Origin of the sequence: Caballeronia sp. LZ024 (assembly GCF_031451455.1) — a bacterium.
GTDB classification, from domain to species: domain Bacteria; phylum Pseudomonadota; class Gammaproteobacteria; order Burkholderiales; family Burkholderiaceae; genus Caballeronia; species Caballeronia telluris.
On the sequence record NZ_JARUXL010000001.1, the window covers coordinates 997,867 to 1,024,590 of the forward strand.

The following is a 26,724-nucleotide window of genomic DNA, read 5'->3' on the forward strand; positions in this document are numbered from 1 at the left end:
CATGTTTTCCTTGATCAACCCGGCGGATACCGCTCGAAACGTGCTTGCAGAATGAAGCGAATCTTGGTCGTGAAGGTCACCTCGCTCGGTGACGTGATTCAGGCGCAGGCGGTGGTGGGGGACCTGCATCGCGCGTTTCCGGGCGTGCAGATCGACTGGGCCGTCGACGACGCCTTCGCCGACATTCCGCGCTGGAATCCAGGCGTTGCCCGCGTGCTGTGCGCGCCGCTCAGGCGCTTCAAGAAGATGCGCAACCTGAGCGATTTGTCGGCGATCGCATCGTCGATTTCAGACTTGCGGCAGGAAAAGTACGACGCGGTGCTCGACCTGCACGGCGTCTACAAGAGCGCGATCATCTCGTTTCTCACGCGCTCCAAGCGCCGTTTCGGATACGCGCGGGTGAATCTCGGCGAGCGCGGCGCCGCGTTCGCGTACACGCACCGGTTCGCGCCGCGCCATGACGCCAATGCGTGGGACGGCATGCGGCGCGCACTCAGCGAAACCTTCGGTTATGCGATCGAGCCCGTGCCGCCCACTGTTTTTTCGATTCCGAAGCCCAAGACGGCACCCGACGCCGCGAAGGACGCGCCGTTCGCGCTGCTGTTTCACGCGACGTCGAAGGAAGAGAAGAAGTGGCCGGCCGCAAACTGGATCGCGGTGGGCCGCTCGCTCGTCGAGCGCGGCATCACGCCGCTTTTGCCGTGGGGTTCGGATGCGGAGCGGCGCGAAGGCCAAGCCATCGCCGAGGGCGTGCCCGGCGCGCGCGTACTGCCGAAGCTGACGATCGAGGAGATGGCGCAGCACATCGACCTGGCAGCGCTCGTCGTGGGAACCGACACGGGTCTCGTGCATCTCGCCACCGCGCTGCGCAAGCCGACCGTGATGATTTTCACCGCGACCTCGCGGCCGCTCTTCGGCGTGCAGATTCCGGGCGTGTGCGTGTCGATCGGGGACGAGGGCCGCGCGCCGACCGTCGACGAAGTGCTCGACGCGATTGCATCCGTGGAGCGCCGGCTATGAAGATCCTGTTCACCAATTTTCACTATGGCCGCGGCGGCGGCCACGACACCTATATCGTCGCCATCGCCCGCGCGCTCGCGAAGCGACACCGGGTTTTCGTCGCGGCGCCCGGGTCGAGCCGGCTGTTCGACCATGCGAGCGCGTTGCGCGACGTGACGACCCTGGCGATGGAGTTTCCCGCGAAGCTGAAGGACGTGGCGCGCATGCGCGCCGCGTGGCGGGCGCTGCGCGACTTGCTCGAACGCGAGCGGTTCGACGTCATTCACGTAAACGGTTCGCCGGATCATCGCCTGCTGTTGCTCGTCATGCTGTTCTGGAAGGGCCCGCGGCCGCGCATCGTGTTCACGAAGCACAATTCGATCGAGATCAAGGGCGACTTGCTCACGCGCGTGCGGGCGAAACGTGCCACCGACGACGTGATCGCCGTGTCGGATTCGACCGCCGAACTCGTGCGCCGGTCCGTGTACGCTCATTGTCCGCTCACGGTCATCAAGAACGGTATCGACATCGCGAAGTTCGAGCCGCGGGATGCAGAGGCGACGGCCGAGGCTCGCCGCGCGCTCATCGGCCCCGACGCTTCCGGGCGGCTCGTGTTCGGTACGGTGACCGGCTTCGATTCGTACAAGGGCACGATGGACCTGATCGCCGCCGTCGCCGCCTTGCCCGAGGCGTTGCGCGAAGCGGTGATGGTCGTCGTGGTCGGCACCGAGCCGAACGCGGAGCAGCGGCAGACCATCGACGCGCTCGGCATGCGCGACAAGGTGCGGGTCGTGGGATTCGTGGAAAACGTGCCGGATTACATCGCGACCTTCGATGTCGGCTTCGTGCTGTCTTACGCGGTCGAGACCGTGTCGTTCGCCTGCCGGGAAATGATGGCGATGGGCAAGCCGGTGATCATCACGCGCTATGCGGGTCTGCCGGAGAACGTCGACGACGGCGTGGACGGCTGGATCGTCGGTCCGCGCGACGTCGGCCAGATGACCGCGATCGTGCAGAAAATCATCGAAGATCGCGCGATGCTGCCGGACATCGGGGCTCGGGCGCGCGAGCGGGCCGTGCGCGAGTTTTCGAGCGAGCTTTTCATCGAGCAGACCGAAGCGGTGTATCGGCGCACGGCATCGGGCCGGGCTGGCTGACCGCGGCGCCGTCCCGACCGTGCACGCCAGCGAAGCCTTTTCTTACAGATAGCGAGATGTCCAACCCAGTGTCGAATCCCGTCATTCACATCGTCAACGGATTTCTCAACCCGCACGGCGGCAGCGAACAAGAAGCGCTGTATCTCGCGCGCCTCCTCAGCGAACGAGCCGACGTTAAGTTGTGGGCATCGTCGTCGCGGTGTTCGCCCGAACTGGCAAGCCAATACGGTATCCGCAAGCTCGGACTCGGTGCGGGAAATCGTCCGGATGGCGGTGTCTACGTGTTCGTGGGCGCGCACTGGCGTCACCGGCTGTGGCCTTACCTGAGCCGTCCGCCCGCGCGCCTCATCTACGTCTTCAACACGTTTCATCCGAAAATCCTCTCGCTGACGTCGGCGCATCCGCCCCTGCTGCGCTGGCCGAAGACGGAATACGTGTTCATCTCCGAGTTTCAGAAGCAGCTGCTCAGCGTCGAGGGCGAAGTCCAGCCTTCGCCGATCGACATCCGGCTGTTCGCTCCGGCGCCCGGGCCGCACGCGCCGCGCACGTCGCTCGCGATCGGACGCCTGAGCCGCGATACCGCCGACAAGCACGATCCCGAAGATCTCGCCCTGTACCGGAGTTGGGCGCAAGAAGGGGCGGAGGTCCGCCTGCAGGGCGCGACCTGCCTGCGCGATGCATTCGATGCGGCCCGCGGTGCCGTCCCGAACGTGCAGTTGCTGGCCGAAGGCGCGATGCCCGCGGTGGATTTTCTTCGCAGCCTGGATGTCTTCTACTACCGGACGGGCGCGCATGTCGAAACTTTCGGGCGCGTCGTGCTCGAGGCGATGGCGTGCGGGCTGCCCGTGGTGTGTCATCGGCGGGGCGGCTATGCGGAGTGGATCCGGCATGGCGAAAACGGCTTTCTGTTCGATACGACCGACGAGGCTCGCGGGATCGTCAGAAGCCTGATGGCCGATCCCTCGCTGCGCGCGTCCATCGGCACGCGAGCCCGTGAAACGGTCGAGTCGATGTATTCTAGCGAGGCCGTCGAGCGGCGCACGCGCTTCTATCTGAGCGGACCACACGCGCAGGATCGCGGCGCGTCGGACCATTGAAACGAAGGCCCGCGGGCGGCGGGCGACATCGAGGCAAAAAGGCAGCATCCGAAAAGAAGGCGGGGCGTTGAACCAATAATATGCAAGCGACATTACTTTCCCGGCTGCGCGGGTCCCGCACCAGTTCCTATCCGTTGATTCTCGCGAGATCGTTCGCTCTCTTGACGTTGTGGCTCGTGCCGATCTCGACGGCCGGCGTGAACCTCGGCTCCGCGCTCTTCACGCTGTGCGCGCTCGCGTCTCCCGAGGCGTGGCGGCGCATGAGAACGATGCGCGCCGGATCGAGCGCGAGCATCGCCGCGCTGATCCTGTTCGTCGCGCTGGCGTTGAGCGTCGCCTACAGTTCGGCGCCGGCGCGCGAGGCAGTCGACTTCCTGCTGAAGTACCGCAAGCTGCTGTTCTTCCCGCTGCTTTTTCTGGTCTTCCAGAGCGACGACGACACGAACTGGGCCGCAGGCGCCATCTGGGGACTCTTTGCGACGCTCGTGCTCTCGATGGTGCTGACTTATACCAACGCCTTCGGATGGACGGCGTTCGGTCCGATGCACGGCGCGGAACCGGTGCAGAAGCCGTGGGTGTTCAAGGACCATATCTCCGGTGGCCTGATGATGGCCTTTTTGGTCTGCATGTCATTCGCGCTCGCGCGGGCGACAAGGAAGAGTGCGCTCCGGGTCCTGCTGTATGGCGTCGGCACGCTCGCGCTGATCAACGTGCTCTTCGTGCTGAAGGGCCGTACCGGGCAGGTCGTCGCGATTGCCTACATGGCGATCTATGTCGTCGTTCAGGCGACGCGGCTGCGTCAATACCACGGTCCCGCGCGCTGGGTCGCCGTGCTGGCGGGCGTCGCGGTATGCGCAGCGCTGGTGTTCTTCGCGCTGCACGGGAAGGATTCGCGGCTGGGCGAAACGACCCAGGAGATTACGCAATACGAAACGCAGAACAAGAACACATCGATGGGCGTGCGCATCGAGTTCTATCGACGCAGCACGGAACTGCTCATGGAGCGGCCAATCGCCGGATACGGCGCCGGCAGCGTGCGGACCCAGTTCGAGCGGCTCGTGAGCGCGAGCACCGGCGGTCGCGCGGCGATGGCCGGCAACCCGCACAACGAGTTTCTCCTGATGGGCGTGCAACTCGGACTGATCGGCGTGGCGCTGTTCGTCTGGCTGCTGGTGACGATCCGACGCGAGTGCCAGCGCCTGGCGGACCCTGAACGATCGATTGCCTACGGGTATCTGTTCGCGTTCGTGTTCGGATGCCTCGCGAACTCGCTGCTGCTCAATTTCACCGAGGGAAACCTGTTCGTGTTCCTGATCGGGATATTGATCTACGGCGCGCGACGGCGGGTGGACGACAGAAGCGCCGCGCCGTCGTGATGCGGGCGGCGTGGGTGGGCTACATCAGCACGATGTCGTACTGTTCCTGGCTGAGATTCGACTCCACCTGCAACGACACCGGCTTGCCGATGAAATCCATCAGCATCGCCAGATGCTGCGATTCCTCTTCGAGAAACAGGTCGATGACCTGCTGCGAAGCCACCACCCGAAACTCGCGCGGATTGAACTGCCGCGACTCGCGCATGATCTCGCGCAGCACGTCATAGCATACGGTGCGCGGCGTTTTGACCTGCCCCTTGCCGTCGCACACCGGGCACGGCTCGCACAGCACATGCGCGAGCGATTCGCGCGTGCGCTTTCTCGTCATCTCGACCAGGCCGAGTTGCGAAAACCCGTTGACCGTCACGCGCGTGCGGTCGCGCGACAGCGCCTTCTTCAGTTCGCCCAGCACCTGATCGCGATGCTCGACATTCTCCATGTCGATGAAGTCGATGATGATGATGCCGCCGAGATTGCGCAGCCGCAGCTGGCGTGCGATCGTATGCGCCGCTTCGAGATTCGTCTTGAAGATCGTGTCGTCGAAATTGCGCGCGCCGACATAGCCGCCCGTATTGACGTCGATGGTCGTCATCGCTTCGGTCTGGTCGATCATCAGGTAGCCGCCCGACTTCAGATCGACGCGCCGCGACAGCGCCCGCTGGATCTCCGCCTCGATGTTGTACAGGTCGAACAAGGGCCGCTCGCCCGTGTAGTGATGCAGGCGCGACGCCACCGCGGGCGTGAACTCCGCGGCGAAGTCGGCGAGCATCTGATAGGTCTCGCGCGAATCCACCTGGATGCGCGTGGTCTCGTCGTTGACGAAATCGCGCAAGACGCGCTGCGCAAGATTCAGGTCCTGATAGAGCAGCGTCGTGGGCGGCACGCGCTGCGCCTGAGCGACGATCGTCGCCCACGTCTTGCGCAAATACGCGACATCGGCGGCCAGTTCTTCGCTCGTGGCGTCTTCGGCGATGGTGCGCACGATATAGCCGCCTTTTTCATCGGCGGGCAGGACCGCCGTGAGCCGCGCGCGCACGGCCTCGCGTTCCGCCTCGCTTTCGATCTTCTGCGAAATCCCGATATGCGGTTCCTGCGGCAGATAGACGAGCGTGCGCCCGGCGATGCTCACCTGCGTCGAGAGCCGCGCGCCCTTGGTGCCGATCGGGTCCTTCACGACCTGCACCATCAGCGCTTGTCCTTCGAACACGATCTTCTCGATCGGCGTATGCGGCGCATTGGAATGCGACACGCCCGGAATGCGCGGATGCCAGATGTCGGCGACATGAAGGAACGCAGCGCGTTCCAGGCCGATGTCGATGAACGCGGACTGCATGCCCGGCAGCACGCGCACGACGCGGCCGAGATAAACGTTGCCGACGCGCCCGCGTGAAAGCGTGCGTTCGACGTGAAGCTCCTGCACGGCGACTTGCTGAACGAGTGCGACGCGGGTTTCCTGCGGTGTGACGTTGATCAGGATTTCTTCGTTCATGGCCTGTTTAGAATTCGACGCGCGCCACGCGCAAGAGAGCTGCGGTTTCGAAAAGGGGCAGACCCATGATACCCGAATAGGACCCCTCGATCCGCTCGATGAACGCAGCCGCGCGTCCCTGAATGCCGTATGCGCCGGCCTTGCCGAGCGGCTCGCCCGTCGCCGCGTAACGCTGCAATGCAGCACGATCGACGGCGGCCATGCGCACCTTCGAGCGCGACATCGCGGGCGGCAACACGGCGCCTTCAGCATCGACGACGGCGAGCGCCGTCAGCACTTCGTGCTCGCGTCCGGCGAGCCGTTCGAGCATCGCGACGGCTTCGTTGGCATCGGCGGGCTTGCCCATGATTGCGCCATCGACGGTGACGGTCGTATCGGCGACGAGAATCGGTGCGGCCGGATGATGCCCCGCCACGCGGCGCGCATGCGCGGCTTCGGCCTTGAGCGTGGACACGCGCACGACATAGGCATCGGGTGCTTCGCCGGGAAGCTCGGCTTCGAGCGCTTCGGCGTCTTCGTCGGGACGCGGCAGCAGCAGCTCGAAACGCACGCCGAGTTGGTGCAGCAACTCCTGACGACGCGGGCTTTGGGAGGCGAGGTAGATGAAGGAATGAAGCGGCATCGGAAGCGGATCTCTTAAGACGTGCCCAAGACCGCTTGCGAACGTGACAGGGCCTCAGGCGCGATGATAGGGATGATTCTGCGTGATGCTCCACGCGCGGTAAAGCTGTTCGGCGAGCAGCACGCGGACCATGCCGTGCGGCAGCGTGAAACTCGACACGCGCAGGAGCAGTTCCGCGCGCGCCTTCAGTTGGGGATCGAGCCCGTCCGCGCCGCCGATCACGAACGCGACGTCGCGCCCGTCCTGCTGCCAGCCGGGCAGCGCCCCCGCGAGTTGCATCGTGCTCCAGTCGCGGCCGCGTTCATCGAGCGCGACGAGACGCGCGTGCTTCGGCAACGCGGCTTCGATGCGCTGGCGCTCGGCGGCCATCACGCTCTCGGCGTTGCGGCCCGACGAGCGCTGTTCCGGCTTGATCTCGCGAAGCTCGATGCGCAGTTCCGGCGGCATGCGCTTCGCGTACTCGTCGAAGCCGGCGGCGATCCAGTCGGGCATCTTGTGGCCGACCGCGAGGATATGCAGTTTCATGATGCGCCAACCGATACGCTAACGCCGGCGCGTCAGCGGCGCGTCGTCTTGCGTGCGGGTTTGGCGGCCGGCGCATCGTCCTCGTCTTCGTCGAGCGGCTCGCTCGCGCGCGCGCCGCCGAACGTGTTCGGATTTTGCAGCTTGACGCGCACCGGCTTGTCGCCCCAGACCTCTTCGAGGTTGTAATACTGGCGCAGCGCCGGCTGCATGATGTGCACGACCGCGTCGCCGCAATCGACCAGCACCCATTCGCCGATCTCTTCGCCTTCGGTCGAGATGACGTCGCCGCCCGCGTCCTTGACCTTTTCGCGCACGCTGTTGGCGAGCGCCTTGGTCTGCCGGTTCGAGGTGCCGCTCGCGACCACGACGCGGTCGAAGAGGGCGGTCAGGTGCGTCGTGTTGAACACCTTGATGTCGTGCGCCTTGACGTCTTCGAGACCGTCGATGATCGCGCGCTGAAGTTTTTGAATTTCCATGGTTACCGTTGGTACAGGTGATGTTGAACAATATAGTCCCAGACGGCGGGCGGGACCTGGCTTCGCAGGTCCGTCCGGTTTGCCGCCGGGACTTCGGTCGTGTTGTCGTTGGTCGTGCTGGTTTGTGCGTACTGGTCGCGGAAATACTCGCGGATCGCGGTCGCCGACACATCGACTGCCAGCGACTGATCGATCAGCAGATGGCCGTTCGGCGTCGCGCGCAGCGTTTCCGGCGCGGCGCCGCGTGCCGCGACTTCGGCCGCGACGGCATCGGGCAGCACCGAGAGGTCGAAACCCGGCCGCGTTTCCACGCAGACGTGAGCGAAGTCGAAGAGGCGCTTCCAGTCGTGCCATGAATCCAGGCGCACGAGTTGGTCCGCGCCGACGAGCAGCGCAAGCGACGCCTCAGCGCCTTCGCGCTCGCGCCAGCGCGCGAGCGTGTCGACGGTGTAGGTCGGGCCGTCGTGCTCGATTTCATCGGTGGCGACCTTCACCTCGACGCCCGCGAGGCGCATCGACCCGGCGGCCGCGCGTGTCATCGCGAGGCGGTGCTGCGGTGCCGAGACGCACGCCTTCTGCCACGGCTGGCCGGCGGGCAGGAACACGAGCTCGGTCAGTTGCAGCAAGTCGACGAAACGCGCCGCCAGCGCGAGGTGACCGTCGTGAATTGGGTCGAACGTGCCGCCAAGAAGGCCGACGCGCCGGGCGCAGAGCGGGTTCGAATTCAGTATTCGGTCCTTTTTCCGGTGAGTGGCGGGCGCGCTCAGACCCATTCGCGCGGCACGAGGAAATCGGTGTACAGCCGCGCTTCCGGCGTGCCCGGCTCAGGCTTCCAGTTGTAGCGCCAGTTCGCGACGGGCGGCATCGACATCAAAATCGATTCCGTGCGTCCGCCGCTTTGCAGCCCGAAATGCGTGCCGCGATCGAAGACCAGGTTGAACTCGACGTAGCGGCCGCGCCGGTAGGCCTGGAACGCGCGCTCGGCCTCAGTGTACGGCGTGTCGCGGCGGCGCTCGACGATCGGCAGGTACGCCGCAAGGAACGCATCGCCGACGCTTCGCATCATCGCGAACGAGCGCTCGAAACCCGGCTCCGCGAAATCGTCGAAGAAAATCCCGCCGATGCCGCGCCGTTCGTCGCGATGCTTCAGATAGAAATAGTCGTCGCACCACGCCTTGAAGCGCGGATACAGCTCGGCGCCGAACGGCGCGAGCGCGTCGCGGCATACGCGATGGAAATGGCGCGCGTCATCCTCGTAGCCGTAGCAGGGCGTGAGATCCATGCCGCCGCCGAACCAGAAGAGCGGCGCCTCGCCTTCCTTCGTCGCCATCAGGAGGCGCACGTTCATGTGCACGGTCGGGCAGTGCGGGTTCTCCGGATGCATCACGAGCGACACGCCGAGCGCCTCGAAGCCGCGTCCGGCGAGTTGCGGACGCGCCGCGCTCGCGGACGGCGGCAGCGCGTCGCCCGCCACGTCCGAAAAGCCGATGCCGCCGCGCTCGAAAAACTGCCCGCCTTCGAGAATCCGCGTGCAACCGCCGCCACGCAGGCGCTCGTCGGGGCCGCGCTGCCAGCGGTCGGTCGCGAACGGGACGCCGTCGAAGGCGCCGAGCGTTTCGGCGATCTGCGTTTGCAGGCCGGTGAGATAGGTGCGCACAGCTTGTACGTCGAAAGTCGTGTCGGTCATCGTTGCTGCGTTATGCGATGCGTTGGACGCCGGTTATCAAGCGTCCCCTTAAAAAACGCGCTGCCGGACGCGAAGGTCCGGCAGCGCGGGTCATGCCTTGAGCGGGTGGACCGCTTCAGCCGTGACGGTCGTTCTGCTTGCGGTTGACCGCGCGATAGCCGATGTCGCGGCGGTACTGCATGCCGTCGAACGAAATCTGGTTGACTGTATCGTAGACCACGGATTGCGCGCCGCGAACCGAATCCGACAATCCGACGACGCACAGCACCCGTCCGCCCGAGGTCGTGAGCTTGCCGTCGGCAAGCGTCGTGCCGGCGTGGAAGGTCACGGCGGTGTCGGTTTCGGCCGGAATGTCGCTGATGCGGTCGCCCCGGCGCGGCGTGTCCGGATAGTTGTGCGCGGCCAGCACCACGCCGAGCGCCGTGCGGCGGTCCCATTCGAGCACCGCGGAATCGAGCGTTCCGGCGATTGCCAGTTCGACCACTTTCGAGAAATCGCCCTTCAGGCGCGCCATGATCGGCTGCGTTTCGGGGTCGCCCATGCGGCAGTTGAATTCGAGCGTCTTCGGGTTGCCTTGCGCGTCGATCATGAGGCCGGCGTACAGAAACCCTGTGTAGCGGATGCCTTCGCCTTCCATGCCGCGCACCGTCGGCAGGATGATTTCGCGCATCACGCGCGCGTGCAGTTGCGGCGTGACGATCGGCGCGGGCGAGTACGCGCCCATGCCGCCGGTGTTCGGACCGCGGTCGCCGTCGAGAAGGCGCTTGTGGTCCTGGCTGGAGGCCAGCGCCAGCACGTGCTTGCCGTCGACCATCACGATGAAGCTCGCTTCCTCGCCTTCCAGGAATTCCTCGATCACCACGCGCGCGCCGGCGTCGCCGAGCTTGTTGTCGGCGAGCATCGAATCGACGGCCGCGTGCGCCTCGTCGAGCGTCGTCGCGACGACCACGCCCTTGCCGGCCGCGAGCCCGTCCGCCTTGATGACGATCGGCGCGCCTTTCGCGTCGAGGTACGCGTGGGCGGCGGCGGCGTCGGTGAAGGTTTCGTACTCGGCGGTCGGGATGTGGTGGCGCTTCATGAACGCCTTCGCGAAGTCTTTCGAGCTTTCGAGCTGCGCGGCTTCCTTCGTCGGCCCGAAGATCTTGAGCCCGCGCGAGCGGAACAGGTTGACGATGCCGGCCGCGAGCGGCGCTTCGGGACCGACGACCGTCAGCGCGACGTTTTCGCGCTCGACGAAATCGGCGAGCGCGGCGGGATCGGTGATGTCGATGTTGCGCAGACGCTCGTCCTGCGCGGTGCCACCGTTGCCGGGCGCCACGTAGACGAGCTGGACGCGCGGCGACTGCGCGAGCTTCCACGCGAGAGCATGTTCACGACCGCCGGAACCGACGACGAGTAACTTCATTTGATTCCCCGAATACGTATAAAACCAGTGACGGCGCGAACCGGGCGCCGCTCGACGTGCGAAACACGAGAAATGCACAGAACGCGCGAGTCGAAGAATGCGGGCCGGTCCAGCGGCCCCGCGTTCGATCCCGTCGGCAATTGGGAAGGCGGTTCGCGCGGGCGTCTGCGGCGTCACGCACCTTCCGGCAGCAAATCTTTCGATGGCGCGCTTCGCCTGAATCAAGCGAAACCCGTTCCACGCGCGCGCCGCGCGGCAACGGCCTTACTCTTCGTTGATCGCGGCGTTTGTATAGACTTCCTGCACGTCGTCGAGATTTTCGAGCGCATCGAGCAGTTTTTGCATTTTGGCCGCGTCGTCCCCGGTGAATTCGACTTCGGTCTGCGGCTTCATCGTGACTTCGGCGAGTTCGGCCTTGAAGCCCGCGCCTTCGAGCGCCGCTTTCACCTTCGGGAAGTCGTTCGCGGGGCAGATCACCTCGATGCTGCCGTCATCGTTGGTCACGACGTCGTCGGCGCCGGCTTCGAGCGCCGCGTCCATCAGCTTGTCTTCCGGCGTGCCGGGCGCGAACAGGAACTGGCCGACGTGATCGAACATGAACGACACCGAGCCGTCCGTGCCCATGTTGCCGCCGTGCTTCGAGAACGCGTGGCGCACTTCCGCGACGGTGCGGGTGCGGTTGTCCGTCATCGTATCGACGATGATCGCCGCGCCGCCGATGCCGTAGCCTTCGTAGCGGATTTCCTCGTAGTTCGCGCCGTCGACGCCGCCCGTGCCGCGCTGGATCGCGCGGTTGATGTTGTCCTTCGGCATGTTGGCGTCGTAGGCCTTGTCGACGGCGAGCCGCAGGCGCGGGTTCGTGTCGGCGTCGCCGCCGCCCATGCGGGCCGCGACCTGGATTTCCTTGATGAGGCGCGTCCAGACCTTGCCGCGCTTGGCATCGGCCGCCGCTTTCTTATGCTTGATGTTGGCCCATTTCGAATGACCCGCCATTACCTTTCTCCGTCCGCGCGCATGGGCGTTGAGCCGCGCGCCTGTGTTTCAGTGTGTTCGCCCGGCTCGAAAGCGTGTCCGGCCTGGGCGACGGCGACCGATGCGTGTTCCGGCCGCCTTGGTGCCGGTCGTTTCGGCGACGTAACCGGCGTCTTGCTCAGGTGTTTTCGCCCGGAAAAAAGCCGGCTGCGCGGCGCGTCCGGCGGCTTGAACGCCGTCCGGGTAGCAATCCAGGGCCGTGAACCGGGCAGACAGGAATTTTATCATGGCGCCCGCGACCGGCAGACGCCGCGCGGCGGGAAAACGCGCGCGCGGCAAGCGCAATGCGCCGAAAAGAGTGGATTTTCGGGGCGGTGCGGTGCAATCGCCGAGCTGAAAGACGCTGCGACGCGCGGTCAGTTTCTCGTGCCGAACAGCCGGTCGCCGGCGTCGCCGAGACCGGGCACGATATAAGCATGGTCGTTCAGGTGCGAATCCAGGGACGCGACGTACAGTTTCACGTCCGGATGCGCATCGGAGAACACCTTCACGCCTTCGGGCGCGGCCACGAGCGCGACGAACACGATGTTCTCGCCCTGCACCTTGCGGCGCTTCATCACATCGACGGCGTGAACCGCCGAATAACCCGTCGCGACCATCGGATCGCACAGGATGAACACGCGCTCCTCCAGATCGGGCGGCAGGCGCACGAGATATTCGACCGGGCGGTGGTCGTCGTCGCGATAGACGCCGATATGGCCGACTCGCGCCGACGGCACGAGATCGAGCAGGCCGTCCGACATGCCGATGCCCGCGCGCAGTACCGGCACGATCGCGAGCTTCTTGCCGGCGATCACGGGCGCATCGATGTCGACGAGCGGGGTCGCGACGCGCTTGGTCGTGAGCGGCAGGTTGCGGGTGATTTCATAGCCCATCAGCAGCGTGATTTCGCGCAGCAGCTCGCGAAACGTGCGCGTCGACGTGTCTTTGTCCCGCATGTGCGTGAGCTTGTGCTGAATCAGCGGGTGGTCGAGGATGAAGAGATTGGGGAAACGGCTGTCCTGGGTCATGGGAGTCGCGCGAAGGGCGCATGGAGTGTTGTTCGGCCGACGGCTCGCGCCGGGTCGCGCGCGAGGGCCCGGCGCCGCGACACGGCTCGGGTAGCCTGACGCGCCGGGCTCAGACGATCCCGCCAGTTTACCGAAAACGCATCGGTCATAAGGAAGATTCGAAGGCGCAGACGGCGCGAAGCGAGCCGCCGACGTCCGCGCCCCGATTCTTCTATCATTGCGCGAACGGACCGTCATGCCGATGTGTTCACGCAACCGCTTCACGGCGGCGACGGACCGCCATAGCAATCGAACTAGAACTCGAACGAGAACCGCCAACTTTCTTACATGAGACCCGAGCGGGGCGCAGGTCGGCTGCGCCCGTTGGGCTCGACCAAGGAGCAACGATGGATATGGGAATCGCAGGGCGCACGGCCCTGGTGTGCGCGGCCAGCAAGGGGCTCGGGCGCGGTTGCGCCGAGGCGCTCGCGGCCGAGGGCGTCAATCTCGTGATCGTCGCGCGCACGCAGGCGACGCTCGACGCCACCGCCGCCGACATTCGCGCCAAATACGGCGTCGACGTGAAGGCGCTCGCGTGCGACATCACCACGCCCGAAGGCCACGCCGCGGCGCTCGCCGCGTGCCCTTCGCCGGACATCCTCGTGAACAACGCGGGCGGCCCGCCGCCGGGCGACTTCCGCGAGTTCACCCGCGACGACTGGATCAGGGCGCTCGACGCCAACATGCTCACGCCGATCGAACTCATCAAGGCGACGCTCGATGGCATGATCGATCGCGGCTTCGGGCGCATCGTCAATATCACGAGTTCGTCGGTGAAGGCGCCGATCGACGTGCTCGGTCTCTCGAACGGCGCGCGCTCCGGGCTGACGGGTTTCGTCGCGGGCGTCGCGCGCAAGATCGCCGCGACGGGCGTCACGATCAACAACCTGCTGCCGGGCACGTTCGATACGGATCGCATCGCGGACACGCTCGCGGCGCAGGCGAAGGCGCAGAACATCTCGCTCGACGAAGCGCGTGCGCGCCGGGCGAAGGCGCTGCCGGCGGGCCGCTTCGGCACGCCCGACGAGTTCGGCCGCGCGTGCGCGTTCCTGTGCAGCGCGCACGCGGGCTATATCACGGGACAGAACTGGCTCATCGATGGCGGCGCCTATCCGGGCACGTACTAGCCGTCGCTTTTCATAACCACAACCATCGATAACGACAGGAGCCACCTTGATGAGCACACGCGTCGCGCTGATCGCGCACGACATGAAAAAGGACGACATCGTCGCGCTGGCGGGCGAATACGTCGATACGCTCGCGCAGTGCCGGCTCGTCGCGACGGGCACGACCGGCACGCGGATCGCGGCGGCGCACGGACTCGACGTCGAGAAGAAGCTCTCCGGACCGCATGGCGGCGACCTGCAGATCGGCGCGGAACTGGCGGAAGGGCGTGTCGATGTCGTGATCTTCCTGCGCGACCCGATGACGCCGCAGCCGCACGAGCCGGACATCAACGCGCTGGTGCGCGCCTGCGACGTGCACAACGTCCCGTGCGCGACGAACATCGCGACCGCGCGCATGATTCTCGACGAACTGCGCCTGCGCCTGGCACGCGCGGCGTCCTGAGCGACCGACAAGGAGACTCGCATGATCAAAGCAATCCGATTCGACAAGACCGGCGGCCCGGAAGTGATGAAGTGGGTCGACGTGACCGTCGGCGAGCCGGGCAAGGGCGAAATCCGCGTGAAGCATCATGCGGTGGGCCTGAATTTCATCGACGTGTATTTCCGCAACGGCCTTTATCCGATGCCGCTGCCGGGCGGCCTCGGCATGGAGGCGGCCGGCGAGGTGACGGCGGTGGGCGAAGGCGTCACGCGGTTCAAGCCGGGCGAGCGCGTCGCCTACGCCTCGCGGCCGCCGGGCGCCTATGCCGAGGAGCGCGTGATGTCGGCGGACTACGTCGTCGCGCTGCCCGAGGCGATCGGCTTCGAGGAGGCCGCGTCGATCATGTTGCAAGGCCTCACTGCGCAATATCTGCTGCGGCGCACCTACCGCGTGAAGGCGGGCGATACGGTGCTGATCCACGCGGCGGCGGGCGGCGTCGGCATGCTCGCGTGCCAGTGGGCCAAGGCGCTCGGCGCGACGGTGATCGGCACGGTCGGTTCGGACGAAAAGGCGGAACTCGCGAAGGCGCACGGCTGCGACTATCCGATCGTCTACACGCGCGATAACTTCACGAAGCGCGTGCGCGAGATCACGAATGGCGCGGGCGTGCCGGTGGTGTACGACTCGATCGGCAAGGACACGTACACGGCGTCGCTCGACTGTCTTGCGCCATTGGGGCTTTTCGTGAGCTTCGGCAATTCGTCGGGACCGCTGCCGCCGATCGATTCGTCGGAATTCGCCGGACGCGGCTCGCTCTATTTCACGCGGCCGACGCTTTTCAGCTATATCGCAAAGCGCAGCGATCTCGACGGGATGGCCGCTGAACTGTTCGATGTCGTCGGATCGGGCAAGGTGAAGACGAACGTGCGGCAGCGCTATGCGCTGAAAGACGCGGCGCGGGCGCACGAGGATCTCGAAGCGCGCAAGACGACGGGGTCGACGATATTGCTGCCTTGACGTTCCCTGGATGAGTTCCGCTGAGGCGGCGTAATGGCAAAGTCAAGCCAGGGCGGGGCTTTGCAGCTAGCTGCTGCTCCGTCTGGCGCTTCCTCGTTTGTCTTCAGCATCGTCGGGCTCCTATGCATTCTGGCGCTCAGGCGTCGAATCGATACGTTGATGAGGCCATTTTCACGACGCCGCCGTGTCAACACGGATCATTTCGACTTTTCAAGGTTCGACGGACGAATCGATGCGTCGCAAGTGAAACGTTCTTGACCGGAAGGGGAGCGTAGGCCAGACGGCATCTGTACGTCGAATTCAATGCGCATTCCACCGGGGAGGGGCTGATTTGTACCATATGTGAAGCCTTGAACCAACGGGTAGCGAATGACGTAGAGTGAGACTTGACCCCGCTTTAAAACATACAACGCGTCTCTGGTCGTTGCCATCGTATAGTCCCTCGATCTATTAAACGGGTCGAAGGTTTTCATGTACACCATGCCCTGAAAGGTCCGTCCACTGTCAGTCGAGTAAATCAAAGAAATAGAACAGCCGCGGTCGCTACACGCACGTTCGGGCGGCTGAGACGACGGAATCACGATGTTCCTACCGGTCGGATCGGCGTTTATCAGTCGGCCCTGAAAGTTCTCGATACCATTGCGGCCAAGCTTCTTGCGGATGCCTTCCTTCGTATCGTTGTAGTAGGTGTCGCCGTGGTTGCAATCGCTGTAATTTTCCAGCGAGATGAATCGATGGTCATCGATACGATAGATGACTTGTGGCGCCACGTCGTACGTCGGAGTCGGCTGCGACTCCGAATACCGGGCGCGCTCGGCGTCCGAGACACATGCGGTCAAGAGCGCCAGGCTCAGTAAAACGGCAAGCTTAGTGGCCTTCATATTCGCCTTTCCTTTGCAGACGTCGAGCGTCGGCTTCGCTTTTCTCAAGTGCCACCGTTTGTTTGTCGACGAGATCAGGCATCGCGTAATCGCCTAAATCCCCAGTGTTGAAATAAGAGTCGTAGCCGTAGGTCCAGTCGGCCTTGTTCAGAAGCCTGAACCAGAATTCCCGGTTGTCGTACGCGTCGCAGAATCCGATTGGCAGATCAAAGGCGACCACGCGCTTCATGAATTCCACATTGCCCGGTACGCTGCTGTGATCAGTGGGCTCGGGTGAGTATTTGAAGATGCGCGTTTGCATTTCCTCCTGGGTCTCTCGTGAACGCGAACGGCCGCTCGTGGCATAGATGTCATCCCGCTCTTCGTATTCTTCCGGTTGATAGATCGACGCCATGTAGCGGAACGTATCGTCAACCGGTTTGCCGTCGTCAGGATCAATACCGCCCCATGCAAGCGCGGCTCGCCGTGGCTTGTCGAACTCCTTCATCTCCTCAGCCGTCAACGGCTCGGGCACCTTCTCCGCGTTGATCGTGACCGTCTGGTTGGGGTTGGGCGTCGCCCAAATATCCGTCACGCCGAGCAAGCCGCCCAGCACGCCCCGGTTGCCGTCCCAGAAGTCGGTCGGTTTGACACCCGGCGGCGGGTTCGGGATCGGCGGCAAGGTGCCGAACTTCTGCACGCCGGGTTCGTCGCCGCATGGCGTGCCACGCGCGAGCATGCGCTGCTTGACGGTATCGCCAAGCTCGGCCAGTAGCTTGTGATCCAATCCTTGCCAGCCGATGCTTTGCAGCGGCGTTGCGCCCATCACGCGGTCGTGCGGACTGAAGTACACGTAGACGCGTCCGTGGTTGTCGCGCTCGGGCAAGCCCCAGTGCAGCTTCAGGTCGGGCCGCCAGAAATTCATGTCCTCTGTCGCGCCGCATTGCAGTTGCTGCATCAACGATTCGGTGAAGACGAGTTTGTCCTGCTTGATCCGGTTCGCGATGTTGCGAAAGGTATTGACGCGCGCCTCTGCGGTCGGACGCTCGCCGCCGCATGCCACGGCATCGGTGATCTTGTCGTCCATCGCGTAGGGCGAGTTCATCACGAACAGCGCGTCGGGCGCGCGTTGCTTGCACAGCGTGGTCGCCGCCATTGCGATCATGGTTCCCTGACTATGCGACATCAGCGTGATCGTATCGTGTGGACACTTGGCGCGAATCTCATCGACTAGATCGGCCAGTCGTTGAGCGGCGTGTGCGTAGTAGAGGCGTGGCGGGGCGTCCTGCAACTGGCGGTCGGTCTCGGTGTTCAGATGCTGAAGGTCGAATCCGAAGACGTGACGCTTGAGGCCGCCTTGGCTCCAGCACTGTTGCAGGTTGTTCGTACCGTTCTGGAACGGGCCGCCGCCCCAATACCAAGGGCCCGACTCTGCTATGCATTCTGGCGCCCACGCGTCGAATCCGTGATAGTTGCGCAACGGAATGCGCCATTTTTTCTCGGTGCCTTCCTTTGCGCTGTATCCCCAGTAGAAGCGAATCACCGGCGAGTTCCCTAACTTGGTGAGCCGGCGAGGTGTGGGGCGTCTTGTCGTTTCGTCGACACTCGAATATTCATTCGCCTGTAAGTCCAGACGGTTCAACCGCTTGTTAAGTCCTTCACACAACGCCGCCTCCGCATCGTCATACCACTCCCCCTCCGAGTTCACCCCATGCACAAAGATGATGATCCCCGGCAGATGTGGCGGAACCCGGCACTCTGCATAAACCTGATAACTGGCTGGCGTCTGATAAGACTCCCAAAACGGCTGCCCCAGATGATCCCGTTGCATCGGCACGACGTTCGTTGCCACCTTGAGCTTGTGACGTTTCGACGTGCGGTCATCCGGTTGCGCGCCGTCCGCGCTATCTGCCTGATTCACGGTATCACTCACTGCCACACTCCTTCTTTCGTTTCGACAGCAGCATCAGCACGTCGTGCGCAACCTCGCTCCGACAGCGACATTTCGTCCGGATTAACGGGCTGAAGCGTAAGCGTCGCCGGCCGGCCCAGATAATCGGCGCGGCGCAGATCGGCTAACGGATGAGTGAATGCGATATTCAAACGCCGCGCCTCGCCGATGGCTTCGACGCCAGAAAATCGAGGAATGCTGATGTCTTTGGCGCCAGGTGCGCGCGGTACGTCGAGGAAATACGCTTCGTGATGCGGTGCTGCCAATCGAAGCGCGCCGGTTCGTTCAAGCGGCGAAATCAAGTTTTGCTCCCGTTCGTTATTTTTAGCTAACCGAAGCTTATTGATCGCGCATTGCATTGCGATACACGACTAGTCTTAAACTGAGCAGCTATTGAATGTGCCACGGGAAGCTTCAAAGGAGCCCGCGCTCCACATAGCATTTGCATTTCACACACTCCTTACGATTTGTGGAAACGACGTGATGGCGAAGGCGTTTAACGAGCCGCAACCGAAATCGCCGAGCCGCACCAGGACCGCCTCGGACTTCGGCGCCGCGACGTGATGGTGCTCGATACCGCGACACGATTCCCGCCGACGGCGATGTGACCGAAGGCGTCGCGGCGGTGCAGGCGCGCGTCGACCGATACACTGAAGACCGCCGGTCCGGCATACTAGGAGAACCGCGCGTGAACCGTGCTGGCGCTCGACGAAGCGCTGCCGCGAAGTTGCACTTCGTCTCGAACACGACGAGCGGCTGACCGAAAGCCGATTAATATCCGACCATGAGCCGCCCCGACCCCGACCAACTGCTCGACAAGCTCCAGCGCGACGAGCAACAGCGCCAGCGCGGGCGCCTGAAGATCTTTTTCGGCGCGTCGGCGGGCGTCGGCAAGACCTACGCGATGCTGCAGGCCGCCCGCCGGCGCCGCGACGAAGGCGACGACGTCGTGGTCGGCTTCGTCGAGACGCATGGCCGCGAAGAGACGCAGGCGCTCCTCGACGGGCTGGACATCCTGCCGCGCGCGTCGTTCGACTATCGCGACCGCGCGCTGGCCGAATTCGATCTCGATGCAGCGCTCGCGCGTCGTCCGCGACTGATCCTCGTCGACGAACTCGCCCATTCGAACGTGCCCGGCGCGCGGCACCTGAAGCGCTGGCAGGACGTCCAGGAACTGATCGACGCGGGCATCGATGTCCATACCACCGTCAACGTCCAGCATCTCGAAAGCCTGAACGATGTGGTTGGGCAGATCACCGGTATTCGCGTCTCCGAGACGGTGCCCGACCGCGTGTTCGATCGCGCCGACGAAGTGACGCTCGTTGACCTGCCGCCCGAAGAGCTGCTCGAACGCCTCGGCCAGGGCAAGGTCTACCTGCCGCAGCAGGCCGAGCGGGCGGTGCGCAACTTCTTTCGCAAGGGCAACCTGATCGCGCTGCGCGAACTGGCGCTCAGGCGCACCGCGGATCGCGTCGATGCGCAGATGCGCGAATATCGCGCCGACCGCTCGATCGAGCGCATCTGGCAGGCGCGCGAGCGGCTGCTCGCGTGTATCGGTCCGGGCGACGCGGCGCCGGGCGTCGTGCGTGCCGCCGCGCGTCTCGCTGCAAGCCTAAGAGCCGACTGGATCGCGGTCTACGTCGAAACGCCGCGTCTGCAACGGCGCTCCGACGCCCGCCGCGAACGCACGATGCAGGCGCTCAGGCTCGCCGCCGAATTCGGCGCGGAAACGGTGACGCTCGCGGGCACGGACGCCGTCGCGACGCTGATCGGCTATGCGCAGACGCGCAACGTGTCGAAGCTGGTGGCGGGCGCGTCGTCGAGGCGCGGCTTCGCGCGTTTCGTCCGAAGGCCGTTCGGCGAGCGGCTCGCCGAACGTGCCGGCGACCTCGATCTCACGCTGATACGCGCGCGCGAAGGCGCGGGCCGCGCGTTCGCCGAGCCGCCCGATGCCGGCGCGCGCGCGTGGCGCGACGCGTTTTCAATGCCGCGCGAGCATCCTTCGCAGCCCCGTGCATACGCGATCGCCGGCGCGATCGGCGCGGCCATCACGCTCGTTGCGAGCGTCGTGAGCGAGCGCATCGATCTGGCGAATCTCGTGATGCTGTATCTGCTGGGCGTCGTGTTCGCGGCGGTGCGGCTCGGGCGGGGGCCGAGCGTGATGCTGTCGTTTCTCTCGGTCGCCGCGTTCGATTTTTTCTTCGTGCCGCCGCGCATGTCGCTCTCCGTGTCGGACACGCAGTATCTACTGACTTTCGGCGGCATGCTGCTGACGTCGCTCGTGATCAGCCATCTGACGTCGAGCCTGAAGCGCGAGGCGCGCATCGCCGAGAAGCGCGAGCGGCGCACGAGCGCGATGTACGCGATGGCGGGCGAACTGGGCGCGGCGCTCTCGACCGAGCAGATCGTCGGGATCGGCATGCGGCACGTGAGCGAGGTGTTCCGCGCCGAGGTCGCGATCCTGCTGCCCGACAGCGCCGATCAGGTGCGCCAGAAAATCGACGCTTCCGACAGCGCGTCACAGGCGCTCTTGCTCGATGCCGGTTCGCTCGATTCCGATGTCGCGCAGTGGGTCTACGACCAGCAGAAGCCCGCCGGGCGCGGCACCGGCACGCTGCCCGCCGCGGCCGCGCTGTACCTGCCGCTGAAGGCGCCGATGCGCACGCGCGGCGTGCTCGCGGTGCTCACGCGCGAGCCCGCCGAACTCGACGTGCCCGAGCAGAAGCGCATGCTCGACACCTTTGCCGCGCAGATCGCGCTTGCACTCGAACGCGTGCACTACGTCGACATCGCGCGCGATGCGCTCGTCAGCATGGAGTCCGAGCGTCTGCGCAATTCGCTGTTATCGGCGGTGTCGCACGACTTGCGCACGCCGCTCACCGCGATCGTCGGCTTTGCGTCGATGCTCGCGCAAGCCGACGGCGAAGCGCGGTCCGCGGCGAACGCCGAACTGATCGAAGGCATTCACGACGAGACGCTGCGCATGACGAGCATCGTCACGAATCTGCTCGACATGGCGCGGTTGCAGGCGGGCGGGGTGCGCCTGAACCGGCAGTGGTCGCTCCTGGAGGAAACCGTGGGCGCGGCGTTGCGCGCGTGCCGGCGCATGCTCGCGGGGCGCGCCGTCGACGTGCGTCTTCCCGCCGACCTGCCGCTTCTGCAACTCGATGCCGTGCTGATGGAGCGGCTCTTTTCGAACCTGCTCGAGAACGCGGCGAAGTACACGAGCGCCGATGCGGGGCTCGCGATCGGCGCCGCGCGCATCGAAGTGGACGGCAAGCCGTTCGTGCGCGTCGTCGTCGACGACAGCGGTCCGGGCTTGCCGCCCCGGCTCGCGGATCGAATCTTCGAGAAGTTCACGCGCGGCGAGAAGGAATCGGCGAAACCGGGCATCGGGCTCGGACTCTCGATTTGCCGGGCGATCGTCGAAGCGCACGGCGGTACAATCGGCGCGGCCAATCGCATCGACGCAAGCGGGCGGACCGAGGGCGCGCGCTTCTGGTTCACGCTGCCCGTCGATGCACCGCCGCCCGCGCCGGGCATCGAGGACGAGGAGCATGACATCGCCCGCATCGACGTTAAACCATGAGTGAGCCGACCGTTACCGTCGTCCTGATCGAAGATGAAAAGCAGATCCGGCGCTTCGTGCGCGTGTCGCTGGAGGCAGAGGGCATCGCGGTGCACGAGGCGCCGAGCGGCAAAGAGGGGCTCATCGAAGCTGCGACGAGAAAGCCCGATCTCGTGATCGTCGATCTGGGATTGCCCGACACCGATGGCATCGACGTGATTCGCGAGTTGCGCGGCTGGACCGACTTGCCGGTGATCGTGCTTTCGGCGCGCACGCAGGAGGAAGAGAAGGTCGCGGCACTCGACGCCGGCGCGGACGACTACCTGACCAAGCCGTTCGGCGTGTCGGAGTTGATGGCGCGGATCCGGGCGCATCTGCGGCGGCGCAACCGGGCGTCGGCGAACGAGTCGCCGCGGATTTCGTTCGGAGCGGTGGTGGTGGATCTCGCGCTGCGGCAGGTCACGCGCGATGGCGCGCTCGTGCATCTGACGCCGATCGAGTATCGCCTGCTTTCGACGCTCGTGCGGCATGCGGGCCGCGTGCTCACACATCGACAGTTGCTAAAGGAAGTGTGGGGGCCGTCGCATGTCGATAGTCATCACTATCTTCGCATCTACATGGCGCATCTCAGGCAGAAGCTGGAGCGCGACGCCGCGCAGCCGGAACATATCGTGACGGAGACGGGAGTGGGGTATCGGCTGGTCAATGCGGGGTAGCGGTCCGAGCCAGACAATTGGCGCAGCGTTTCTCCCTGCGATACCTGTGAACATCTACGCGAGCCGGCGTCGACCAGTGCGCAGCCATCTCAAACCGTGTTGAACGACACGCCCCGAGCGCCAGCCAGCGCGTCGAGCACATCGCCGATAGGTAAATCCCCTCCGACGAACCCGATGACGCGATCTTCGACTGCGCGCGTCACGCATGCTACGGCCACGCGCGCCACATCCGCGCGCGATACCGCCGTCACGCCCGCCGCTCGTTCCGATGAAAGCGCGATCGTTCCGTGTGCGGCTTCGTCCGATAAAGGCCCCGGTCGCAGGATCACATACGGCACGCCGCGCTTTTGCACGTACTCGTCGCTTTCGCGCTTCATCCTCGAATAGTGCCTGAGCGCGAACGGATTCGCCGCCGGGCAGTAAGCCGAAATCGCGCTGATCACCACGAGCTGCCGCACGCGCCGGCGTTTCGCGTAATCGGCGGTGCGCTCGACGGCGTCACGGTCGATCGCCCGCTCCTGGTTCACGCCCTCCGTTTCCGCCGACCCCGCCGCGTAGATCACGTGCGTGACGTCGTCGAAGGCGTGGGAGAAGTCTTCCGTCAGGTCGCCGAGCACGATCTGGGCGCCCAGCGCGACGAACTCCGGCTTGTGCGCCGACTTGCGCAGCATCGCCTTGAACGCAATGGCTTCAGCGTGCAACTGCCGCGCGATGTGGCGCCCCGTGCGCCCGTGCGCGCCGATCAGCAGGACTTTCATCGGAATCGCTCCTCGTCGAATGAAGGCAGGTCTTAACGTAAGCGATTTTTGCGAATCCTGCCATCGGTGACGGTACGGGCGCCTACTCGGTCGCGCCCGCCGGCCGCGCGCCGCCGCGCTTTCGCGCACGGCGCGCTTCGCCGCGCACGCGAAAACGGTCCATGTAGAGATAGACGACGGGCGTCGTGTAGAGCGTGAGCATCTGGCTCACGATCAGCCCGCCCACGATCGCGATGCCGAGCGGCGCGCGCATCTCCGAGCCTTCGCCCGTGCCGAACGCGAGCGGCAGCGCGCCGAGCAGCGCCGCGGCGGTCGTCATCATGATCGGGCGAAAACGCAGCAGGCACGCCTGTTCGATCGCGTCGCGCGAACTCGTCGCACCGTGCCGCGCGGCCTCGATCGCGAAGTCGACCATCATGATCGCGTTCTTCTTCACGATTCCGATCAGCAAGATCACCGCGATCAGCGCGATGATGCTGAACTCGGTCTTGAAGAGCAGCAGCGCGAGCAGCGCGCCGATGCCGGCGGAAGGCAGCGTCGAAAGAATCGTGATCGGATGGATGTAGCTTTCGTACAGGATGCCGAGCACGATGTAGACCGCCGCGAGCGCGGCGAGAATCAGGAGCGGCTGGTCGTTCATCGACTGCTGGAACGCCTGCGCCGTGCCCTGAAAACTGCCGTGGATCGTCGCGGGCATGCCGATCTCCGCCATCGCCTGATAGATCGACGCGGTCGCCTCGGACAGTGACTTGCCGGGCGGCAGGTTGAACGAGATCGTCGAGGCGACGAACTGGCTCTGGTGATTCACCGAAAGCGGCGTGTTGCCCGGCCCGAACTTCGCGATGGCCGACAGCGGGATCATCGTTTCCTTCGACGTCGACACCGCCGCGCCCGACGACGACCCCGACTTGCCGCTCGATGCGATCGCGTTGGTCGCCGAGTTGCGCACGGAGGCGAGCGAAAGTTGCGTCGCGGTGTCGGTTGCGCCGCCGGTCGCCGCGCTCGCCGTCGCGGAGGCGATGGACGTGGTGGTCGAATTCGTCGATGCAGCGCCGTTCGCGGTGCCGCCCGACGTGCTGATGTACAACTGCTTGAGCATCTCCGGGTCCTGCCAGTACTTCGGCGCGAGCTCCATCACGACGTGATACTGCGAGAGCGCGTTGTAGATCGTCGAAACCTGGCGCTGGCCGAACGCGTCGTAGAGCGTGTTGTCGATCTGCGCGGGTTTGATGTTGAAGCGCGCGGCCGTGGCGCGGTCGAATGTCACCATCGCTTCGAGGCCGCCTTGCTGCTGGTCGGAGTTGACGTCGGCGAGACCGGGGAGCTTTTGCAGCGCCTCGGTCAGAAGCGGCGTCCATTTGTACAGATCGGCGGTGCTGTCGGAGAGCAGGGTGAACTGGTATTGCGCATTCGACTGCCGGCCGCCGACGCGAATATCCTGCACCGCCTGCAGGAACGTGCGCGCGCCCGCGACATCGGCGAGCGGCTTCCTCAGGCGCTGGATCACCTGATCCGCCGACACCTTGCGCACGCTCTTCGGCTTAAGCGAAATGAACATGAAACCCGAATTGGTCTGCCGGCCGCCCGTGAAGCCCGCGACGCTGTCGACGGCCGGATCGGCCTCGACGATGTGCATCATCTCGGAGAACTTGCCCTTCATCGCCTGGAACGAGGTGCTCTGGTCCGCCTGAATGCCGCCGACGATCCGCCCCGTGTCCTGTTGCGGGAAAAAGCCCTTCGGCACGATGATGTACAAATAGACGTTCAGGCCAATGGTCGCGAGCAGCACGCAGAGAATGAGCCGCGGATGCGCGAGCGCCCAGCCGAGCGTGCGCGCGTAGCCGCGCTGCATGCGGTCGAACTGGCGCTCAAGCCAGCGCGCGACGCGGCCTTCTTCCTTCTTCTCGTGCGGCTCGCGCAAGAGGCGCGAGCACATCATCGGCGTGACGGTCAGCGAGACGACGAGCGACACGCCGATCGCTAGCGACAGCGTGAGCGCGAACTCGCGAAACAGCCGCCCGACGATGCCGCCCATCAGCAGGATCGGCAGGAACACGGCGACGAGCGACACGCTGATCGACAGCACCGTGAAGCCCACTTCGCGTGCGCCGAGTATCGAGGCCTTCATGCGCGGCACGCCGTTCTCAATGTGCCGCTGGATGTTTTCGAGCACCACGATCGCATCGTCGACGACGAAGCCGGTCGCGATCGTCAGCGCCATCAGCGAGAGATTGTCGAGCGAGAAGCCGAGCAGATACATCGCCGCGAAGGTGCCGATGATCGAGATCGGCACGGCGACGCTCGGAATGAGCGTGGCGCGCCAGTTACGCAGGAACAGGAACACGACCATCACGACGAGCGCCACCGCGACCACGAGCGTGAGTTCGGTGTCGTGCAGCGACGCGCGGATCGTGGTCGAACGGTCGGCGGTCGGCGTGATCTCGACATCGGCGGGGAGCGCCGCCTGCAATTGCGGCAGCATCGACTTCACGCGGTCGATGGTTTCGATGATGTTCGCGCCCGGCTGCCGGTAGAGAATCACGAGCACCGCGCGCTTGTTGTTGATGAGGCCGAGATTGCGCAAATCCTCGACCGAATCGACGACTTCGCCCACGTCCGACAGTTTCACCGCCGAGCCGTTGCGATACGCGACCACCAGATCGCGATACTGCGACGCCTTGCTCGCCTGGTCGTTCGTGTAGAGCTGGAAGCGGTTGCCCTTGAACTCGATCGCGCCCTTCGGGCTGTTCGCGTTCGCCGAAGCGAGCGCCGCGCGCACGTCTTCCAATCCGATGCCGTAGTGAAAAAGCGCGCCCGGTTCCAGTTCGACGCGCACGGCCGGATTCGCCGAGCCGCTGACATCGACTTCGCCGACGCCCGGCACAGTGGAAAGCGTTTGCTGCAAGACGGTCGCGGCGGAATCGTAGAGCGAGCCGGCCGTGCGCGTGGGCGACGAGAGCGCGAGCACGAGGATCGGCGCGTCGGCGGGATTGACCTTGTGGTACGTCGGATTGCTTTTCAGCGACGCCGGCAAGTCGGCGCGTGCCGCGTTGATCGCGGCCTGCACGTCGCGCGCGGCGCCGTCGATGTCGCGGTTCAGGCCGAATTGCAGCGTGATGCGCGTGCTGCCGACCGAACTCATCGACGTCATTTCGCTCACGTCGGCGATTGAGCCGAGATGGCGTTCCAGCGGGCTCGCGACGCTGGTCGCTACCGTCTCCGGACTCGCGCCCGGCAGACTCGCCTGCACGGAAATGGTCGGGAAGTCCACTTGCGGCAACGGCGCTACCGGCAGCTTCGCGAACGCGAACATGCCCGCGAGCGCGACGCCGATCGCGAGCAAGGTGGTCGCGACGGGCCGGTCGATGAAGGGGCGCGAGAGGTTCATCGCG

At 65.0% G+C, this 26,724-nt stretch carries 23 protein-coding genes; 9 read left to right on the forward strand and 14 right to left on the reverse strand.

The features are described 5' to 3' along the window. Positions 1–51 precede the first annotated feature (51 nt). The 4 genes from waaC to QCE48_RS04515 all read left to right on the forward strand — a co-directional run bounded on the left by waaC (position 52) and on the right by QCE48_RS04515 (position 4,629). Positions 52–1,020: a lipopolysaccharide heptosyltransferase I gene (gene waaC, locus QCE48_RS04500; RefSeq protein ID WP_309785898.1), complete on the forward strand. Its 969-nt coding sequence runs from the start codon at positions 52–54 to the stop codon at positions 1,018–1,020. After that, complete coding sequence (locus tag QCE48_RS04505) at positions 1,017–2,156, forward strand: glycosyltransferase family 4 protein (RefSeq protein ID WP_309785897.1); 1,140 nt, start codon at positions 1,017–1,019, stop codon at positions 2,154–2,156. Before waaC ends, QCE48_RS04505 begins: the two co-directional genes overlap by 4 nt. Before the next feature lie 56 nt (positions 2,157–2,212). Next, the gene (locus tag QCE48_RS04510) at positions 2,213–3,253 is read left to right on the forward strand and encodes a glycosyltransferase family 4 protein (protein WP_309785896.1); all 1,041 of its coding nucleotides are present in this window, start codon (positions 2,213–2,215) and stop codon (positions 3,251–3,253) included. A 161-nt stretch (positions 3,254–3,414) separates the two neighbouring features. After that, positions 3,415–4,629: an O-antigen ligase family protein gene (locus QCE48_RS04515; RefSeq protein ID WP_309785895.1), complete on the forward strand. Its 1,215-nt coding sequence runs from the start codon at positions 3,415–3,417 to the stop codon at positions 4,627–4,629. 19 nt (positions 4,630–4,648) lie between these two features. On the opposite strand, the gene rng is transcribed toward QCE48_RS04515, so the two are convergent. The 9 genes from rng to upp all read right to left on the reverse strand — a co-directional run bounded on the left by rng (position 4,649) and on the right by upp (position 12,875). Beyond that, positions 4,649–6,118: a ribonuclease G gene (rng, locus tag QCE48_RS04520; RefSeq protein ID WP_309785894.1), complete on the reverse strand. Its 1,470-nt coding sequence runs from the start codon at positions 6,116–6,118 to the stop codon at positions 4,649–4,651. A 7-nt stretch (positions 6,119–6,125) separates the two neighbouring features. Beyond that, positions 6,126–6,740, reverse strand: a complete 615-nt coding sequence (locus QCE48_RS04525; protein WP_309785893.1) for a Maf family protein — start codon at positions 6,738–6,740, stop codon at positions 6,126–6,128. Between the two features lie 54 nt (positions 6,741–6,794). Next, complete coding sequence (rlmH, locus tag QCE48_RS04530; protein ID WP_309785892.1) at positions 6,795–7,265, reverse strand: 23S rRNA (pseudouridine(1915)-N(3))-methyltransferase RlmH; 471 nt, start codon at positions 7,263–7,265, stop codon at positions 6,795–6,797. Positions 7,266–7,297: 32 nt separating this feature from the next. Beyond that, a complete protein-coding gene (gene rsfS / locus QCE48_RS04535; RefSeq protein WP_087628957.1) occupies positions 7,298–7,741 on the reverse strand; it encodes a ribosome silencing factor in 444 nt (147 codons plus the stop codon). A 2-nt stretch (positions 7,742–7,743) separates the two neighbouring features. Then, positions 7,744–8,514, reverse strand: a complete 771-nt coding sequence (locus QCE48_RS04540; protein ID WP_309785891.1) for a nicotinate-nucleotide adenylyltransferase — start codon at positions 8,512–8,514, stop codon at positions 7,744–7,746. Beyond that, positions 8,505–9,428, reverse strand: a complete 924-nt coding sequence (gene hemF, locus QCE48_RS04545) for an oxygen-dependent coproporphyrinogen oxidase (protein WP_309785890.1) — start codon at positions 9,426–9,428, stop codon at positions 8,505–8,507. Before hemF ends, QCE48_RS04540 begins: the two co-directional genes overlap by 10 nt. A 115-nt stretch (positions 9,429–9,543) precedes the next feature. Continuing rightward, positions 9,544–10,833 carry a phosphoribosylamine--glycine ligase gene (gene purD, locus QCE48_RS04550; RefSeq protein ID WP_309785889.1) on the reverse strand — a complete coding sequence of 430 codons (1,290 nt, stop codon included), beginning with the start codon at positions 10,831–10,833 and terminating at the stop codon, positions 9,544–9,546. Between the two features lie 264 nt (positions 10,834–11,097). Continuing rightward, positions 11,098–11,826, reverse strand: a complete 729-nt coding sequence (locus QCE48_RS04555; RefSeq protein WP_309785887.1) for a YebC/PmpR family DNA-binding transcriptional regulator — start codon at positions 11,824–11,826, stop codon at positions 11,098–11,100. Between the two features lie 395 nt (positions 11,827–12,221). Beyond that, positions 12,222–12,875 carry a uracil phosphoribosyltransferase gene (gene upp / locus QCE48_RS04560; protein ID WP_087628953.1) on the reverse strand — a complete coding sequence of 218 codons (654 nt, stop codon included), beginning with the start codon at positions 12,873–12,875 and terminating at the stop codon, positions 12,222–12,224. A gap of 386 nt (positions 12,876–13,261) precedes the next feature. On the opposite strand from upp, the gene QCE48_RS04565 reads away from it, so the two are divergent. The 3 genes from QCE48_RS04565 to QCE48_RS04575 are packed head-to-tail and all read left to right on the forward strand — an operon-like array spanning position 13,262 to position 15,479. Beyond that, positions 13,262–14,041, forward strand: a complete 780-nt coding sequence (locus QCE48_RS04565; protein ID WP_309785886.1) for an SDR family oxidoreductase — start codon at positions 13,262–13,264, stop codon at positions 14,039–14,041. A gap of 49 nt (positions 14,042–14,090) precedes the next feature. After that, positions 14,091–14,483, forward strand: a complete 393-nt coding sequence (locus tag QCE48_RS04570; RefSeq protein ID WP_087628951.1) for a methylglyoxal synthase — start codon at positions 14,091–14,093, stop codon at positions 14,481–14,483. A gap of 21 nt (positions 14,484–14,504) precedes the next feature. Beyond that, positions 14,505–15,479: a quinone oxidoreductase gene (locus QCE48_RS04575; RefSeq protein ID WP_309785885.1), complete on the forward strand. Its 975-nt coding sequence runs from the start codon at positions 14,505–14,507 to the stop codon at positions 15,477–15,479. 197 nt (positions 15,480–15,676) lie between these two features. Here QCE48_RS04575 and QCE48_RS04580 read toward each other — a convergent pair whose 3' ends face one another. The 3 genes from QCE48_RS04580 to QCE48_RS04590 are packed head-to-tail and all read right to left on the reverse strand — an operon-like array spanning position 15,677 to position 18,592. After that, the gene (locus QCE48_RS04580; protein WP_309785884.1) at positions 15,677–16,360 is read right to left on the reverse strand and encodes a hypothetical protein; all 684 of its coding nucleotides are present in this window, start codon (positions 16,358–16,360) and stop codon (positions 15,677–15,679) included. Next, entirely contained in the window at positions 16,347–18,272 is a 1,926-nt protein-coding gene (locus QCE48_RS04585) for a DUF3274 domain-containing protein (RefSeq protein WP_309785883.1), read from the reverse strand. Before QCE48_RS04585 ends, QCE48_RS04580 begins: the two co-directional genes overlap by 14 nt. Further along, positions 18,269–18,592 carry a hypothetical protein gene (locus tag QCE48_RS04590; protein ID WP_309785882.1) on the reverse strand — a complete coding sequence of 108 codons (324 nt, stop codon included), beginning with the start codon at positions 18,590–18,592 and terminating at the stop codon, positions 18,269–18,271. The genes QCE48_RS04585 and QCE48_RS04590 overlap by 4 nt, the downstream gene beginning before the upstream one ends. 482 nt (positions 18,593–19,074) lie before the next feature. On the opposite strand from QCE48_RS04590, the gene QCE48_RS04595 reads away from it, so the two are divergent. Both QCE48_RS04595 and kdpE read left to right on the forward strand, forming a co-directional pair. After that, positions 19,075–21,879: a sensor histidine kinase KdpD gene (locus tag QCE48_RS04595; protein ID WP_309785881.1), complete on the forward strand. Its 2,805-nt coding sequence runs from the start codon at positions 19,075–19,077 to the stop codon at positions 21,877–21,879. Continuing rightward, positions 21,876–22,574: a two-component system response regulator KdpE gene (kdpE, locus tag QCE48_RS04600; protein WP_309785880.1), complete on the forward strand. Its 699-nt coding sequence runs from the start codon at positions 21,876–21,878 to the stop codon at positions 22,572–22,574. Before QCE48_RS04595 ends, kdpE begins: the two co-directional genes overlap by 4 nt. 89 nt (positions 22,575–22,663) lie before the next feature. On the opposite strand, the gene QCE48_RS04605 is transcribed toward kdpE, so the two are convergent. Further along, positions 22,664–23,338 (reverse strand): SDR family oxidoreductase, encoded by a 675-nt coding sequence (locus QCE48_RS04605; RefSeq protein WP_309788265.1) that lies wholly within the window; start codon positions 23,336–23,338, stop codon positions 22,664–22,666. A 76-nt stretch (positions 23,339–23,414) separates the two neighbouring features. Beyond that, positions 23,415–26,720, reverse strand: coding sequence for an efflux RND transporter permease subunit (locus QCE48_RS04610; RefSeq protein ID WP_309785879.1), 3,306 nt, complete (start codon positions 26,718–26,720; stop codon positions 23,415–23,417). Between the last annotated feature and the right edge of the window lie 4 nt (positions 26,721–26,724).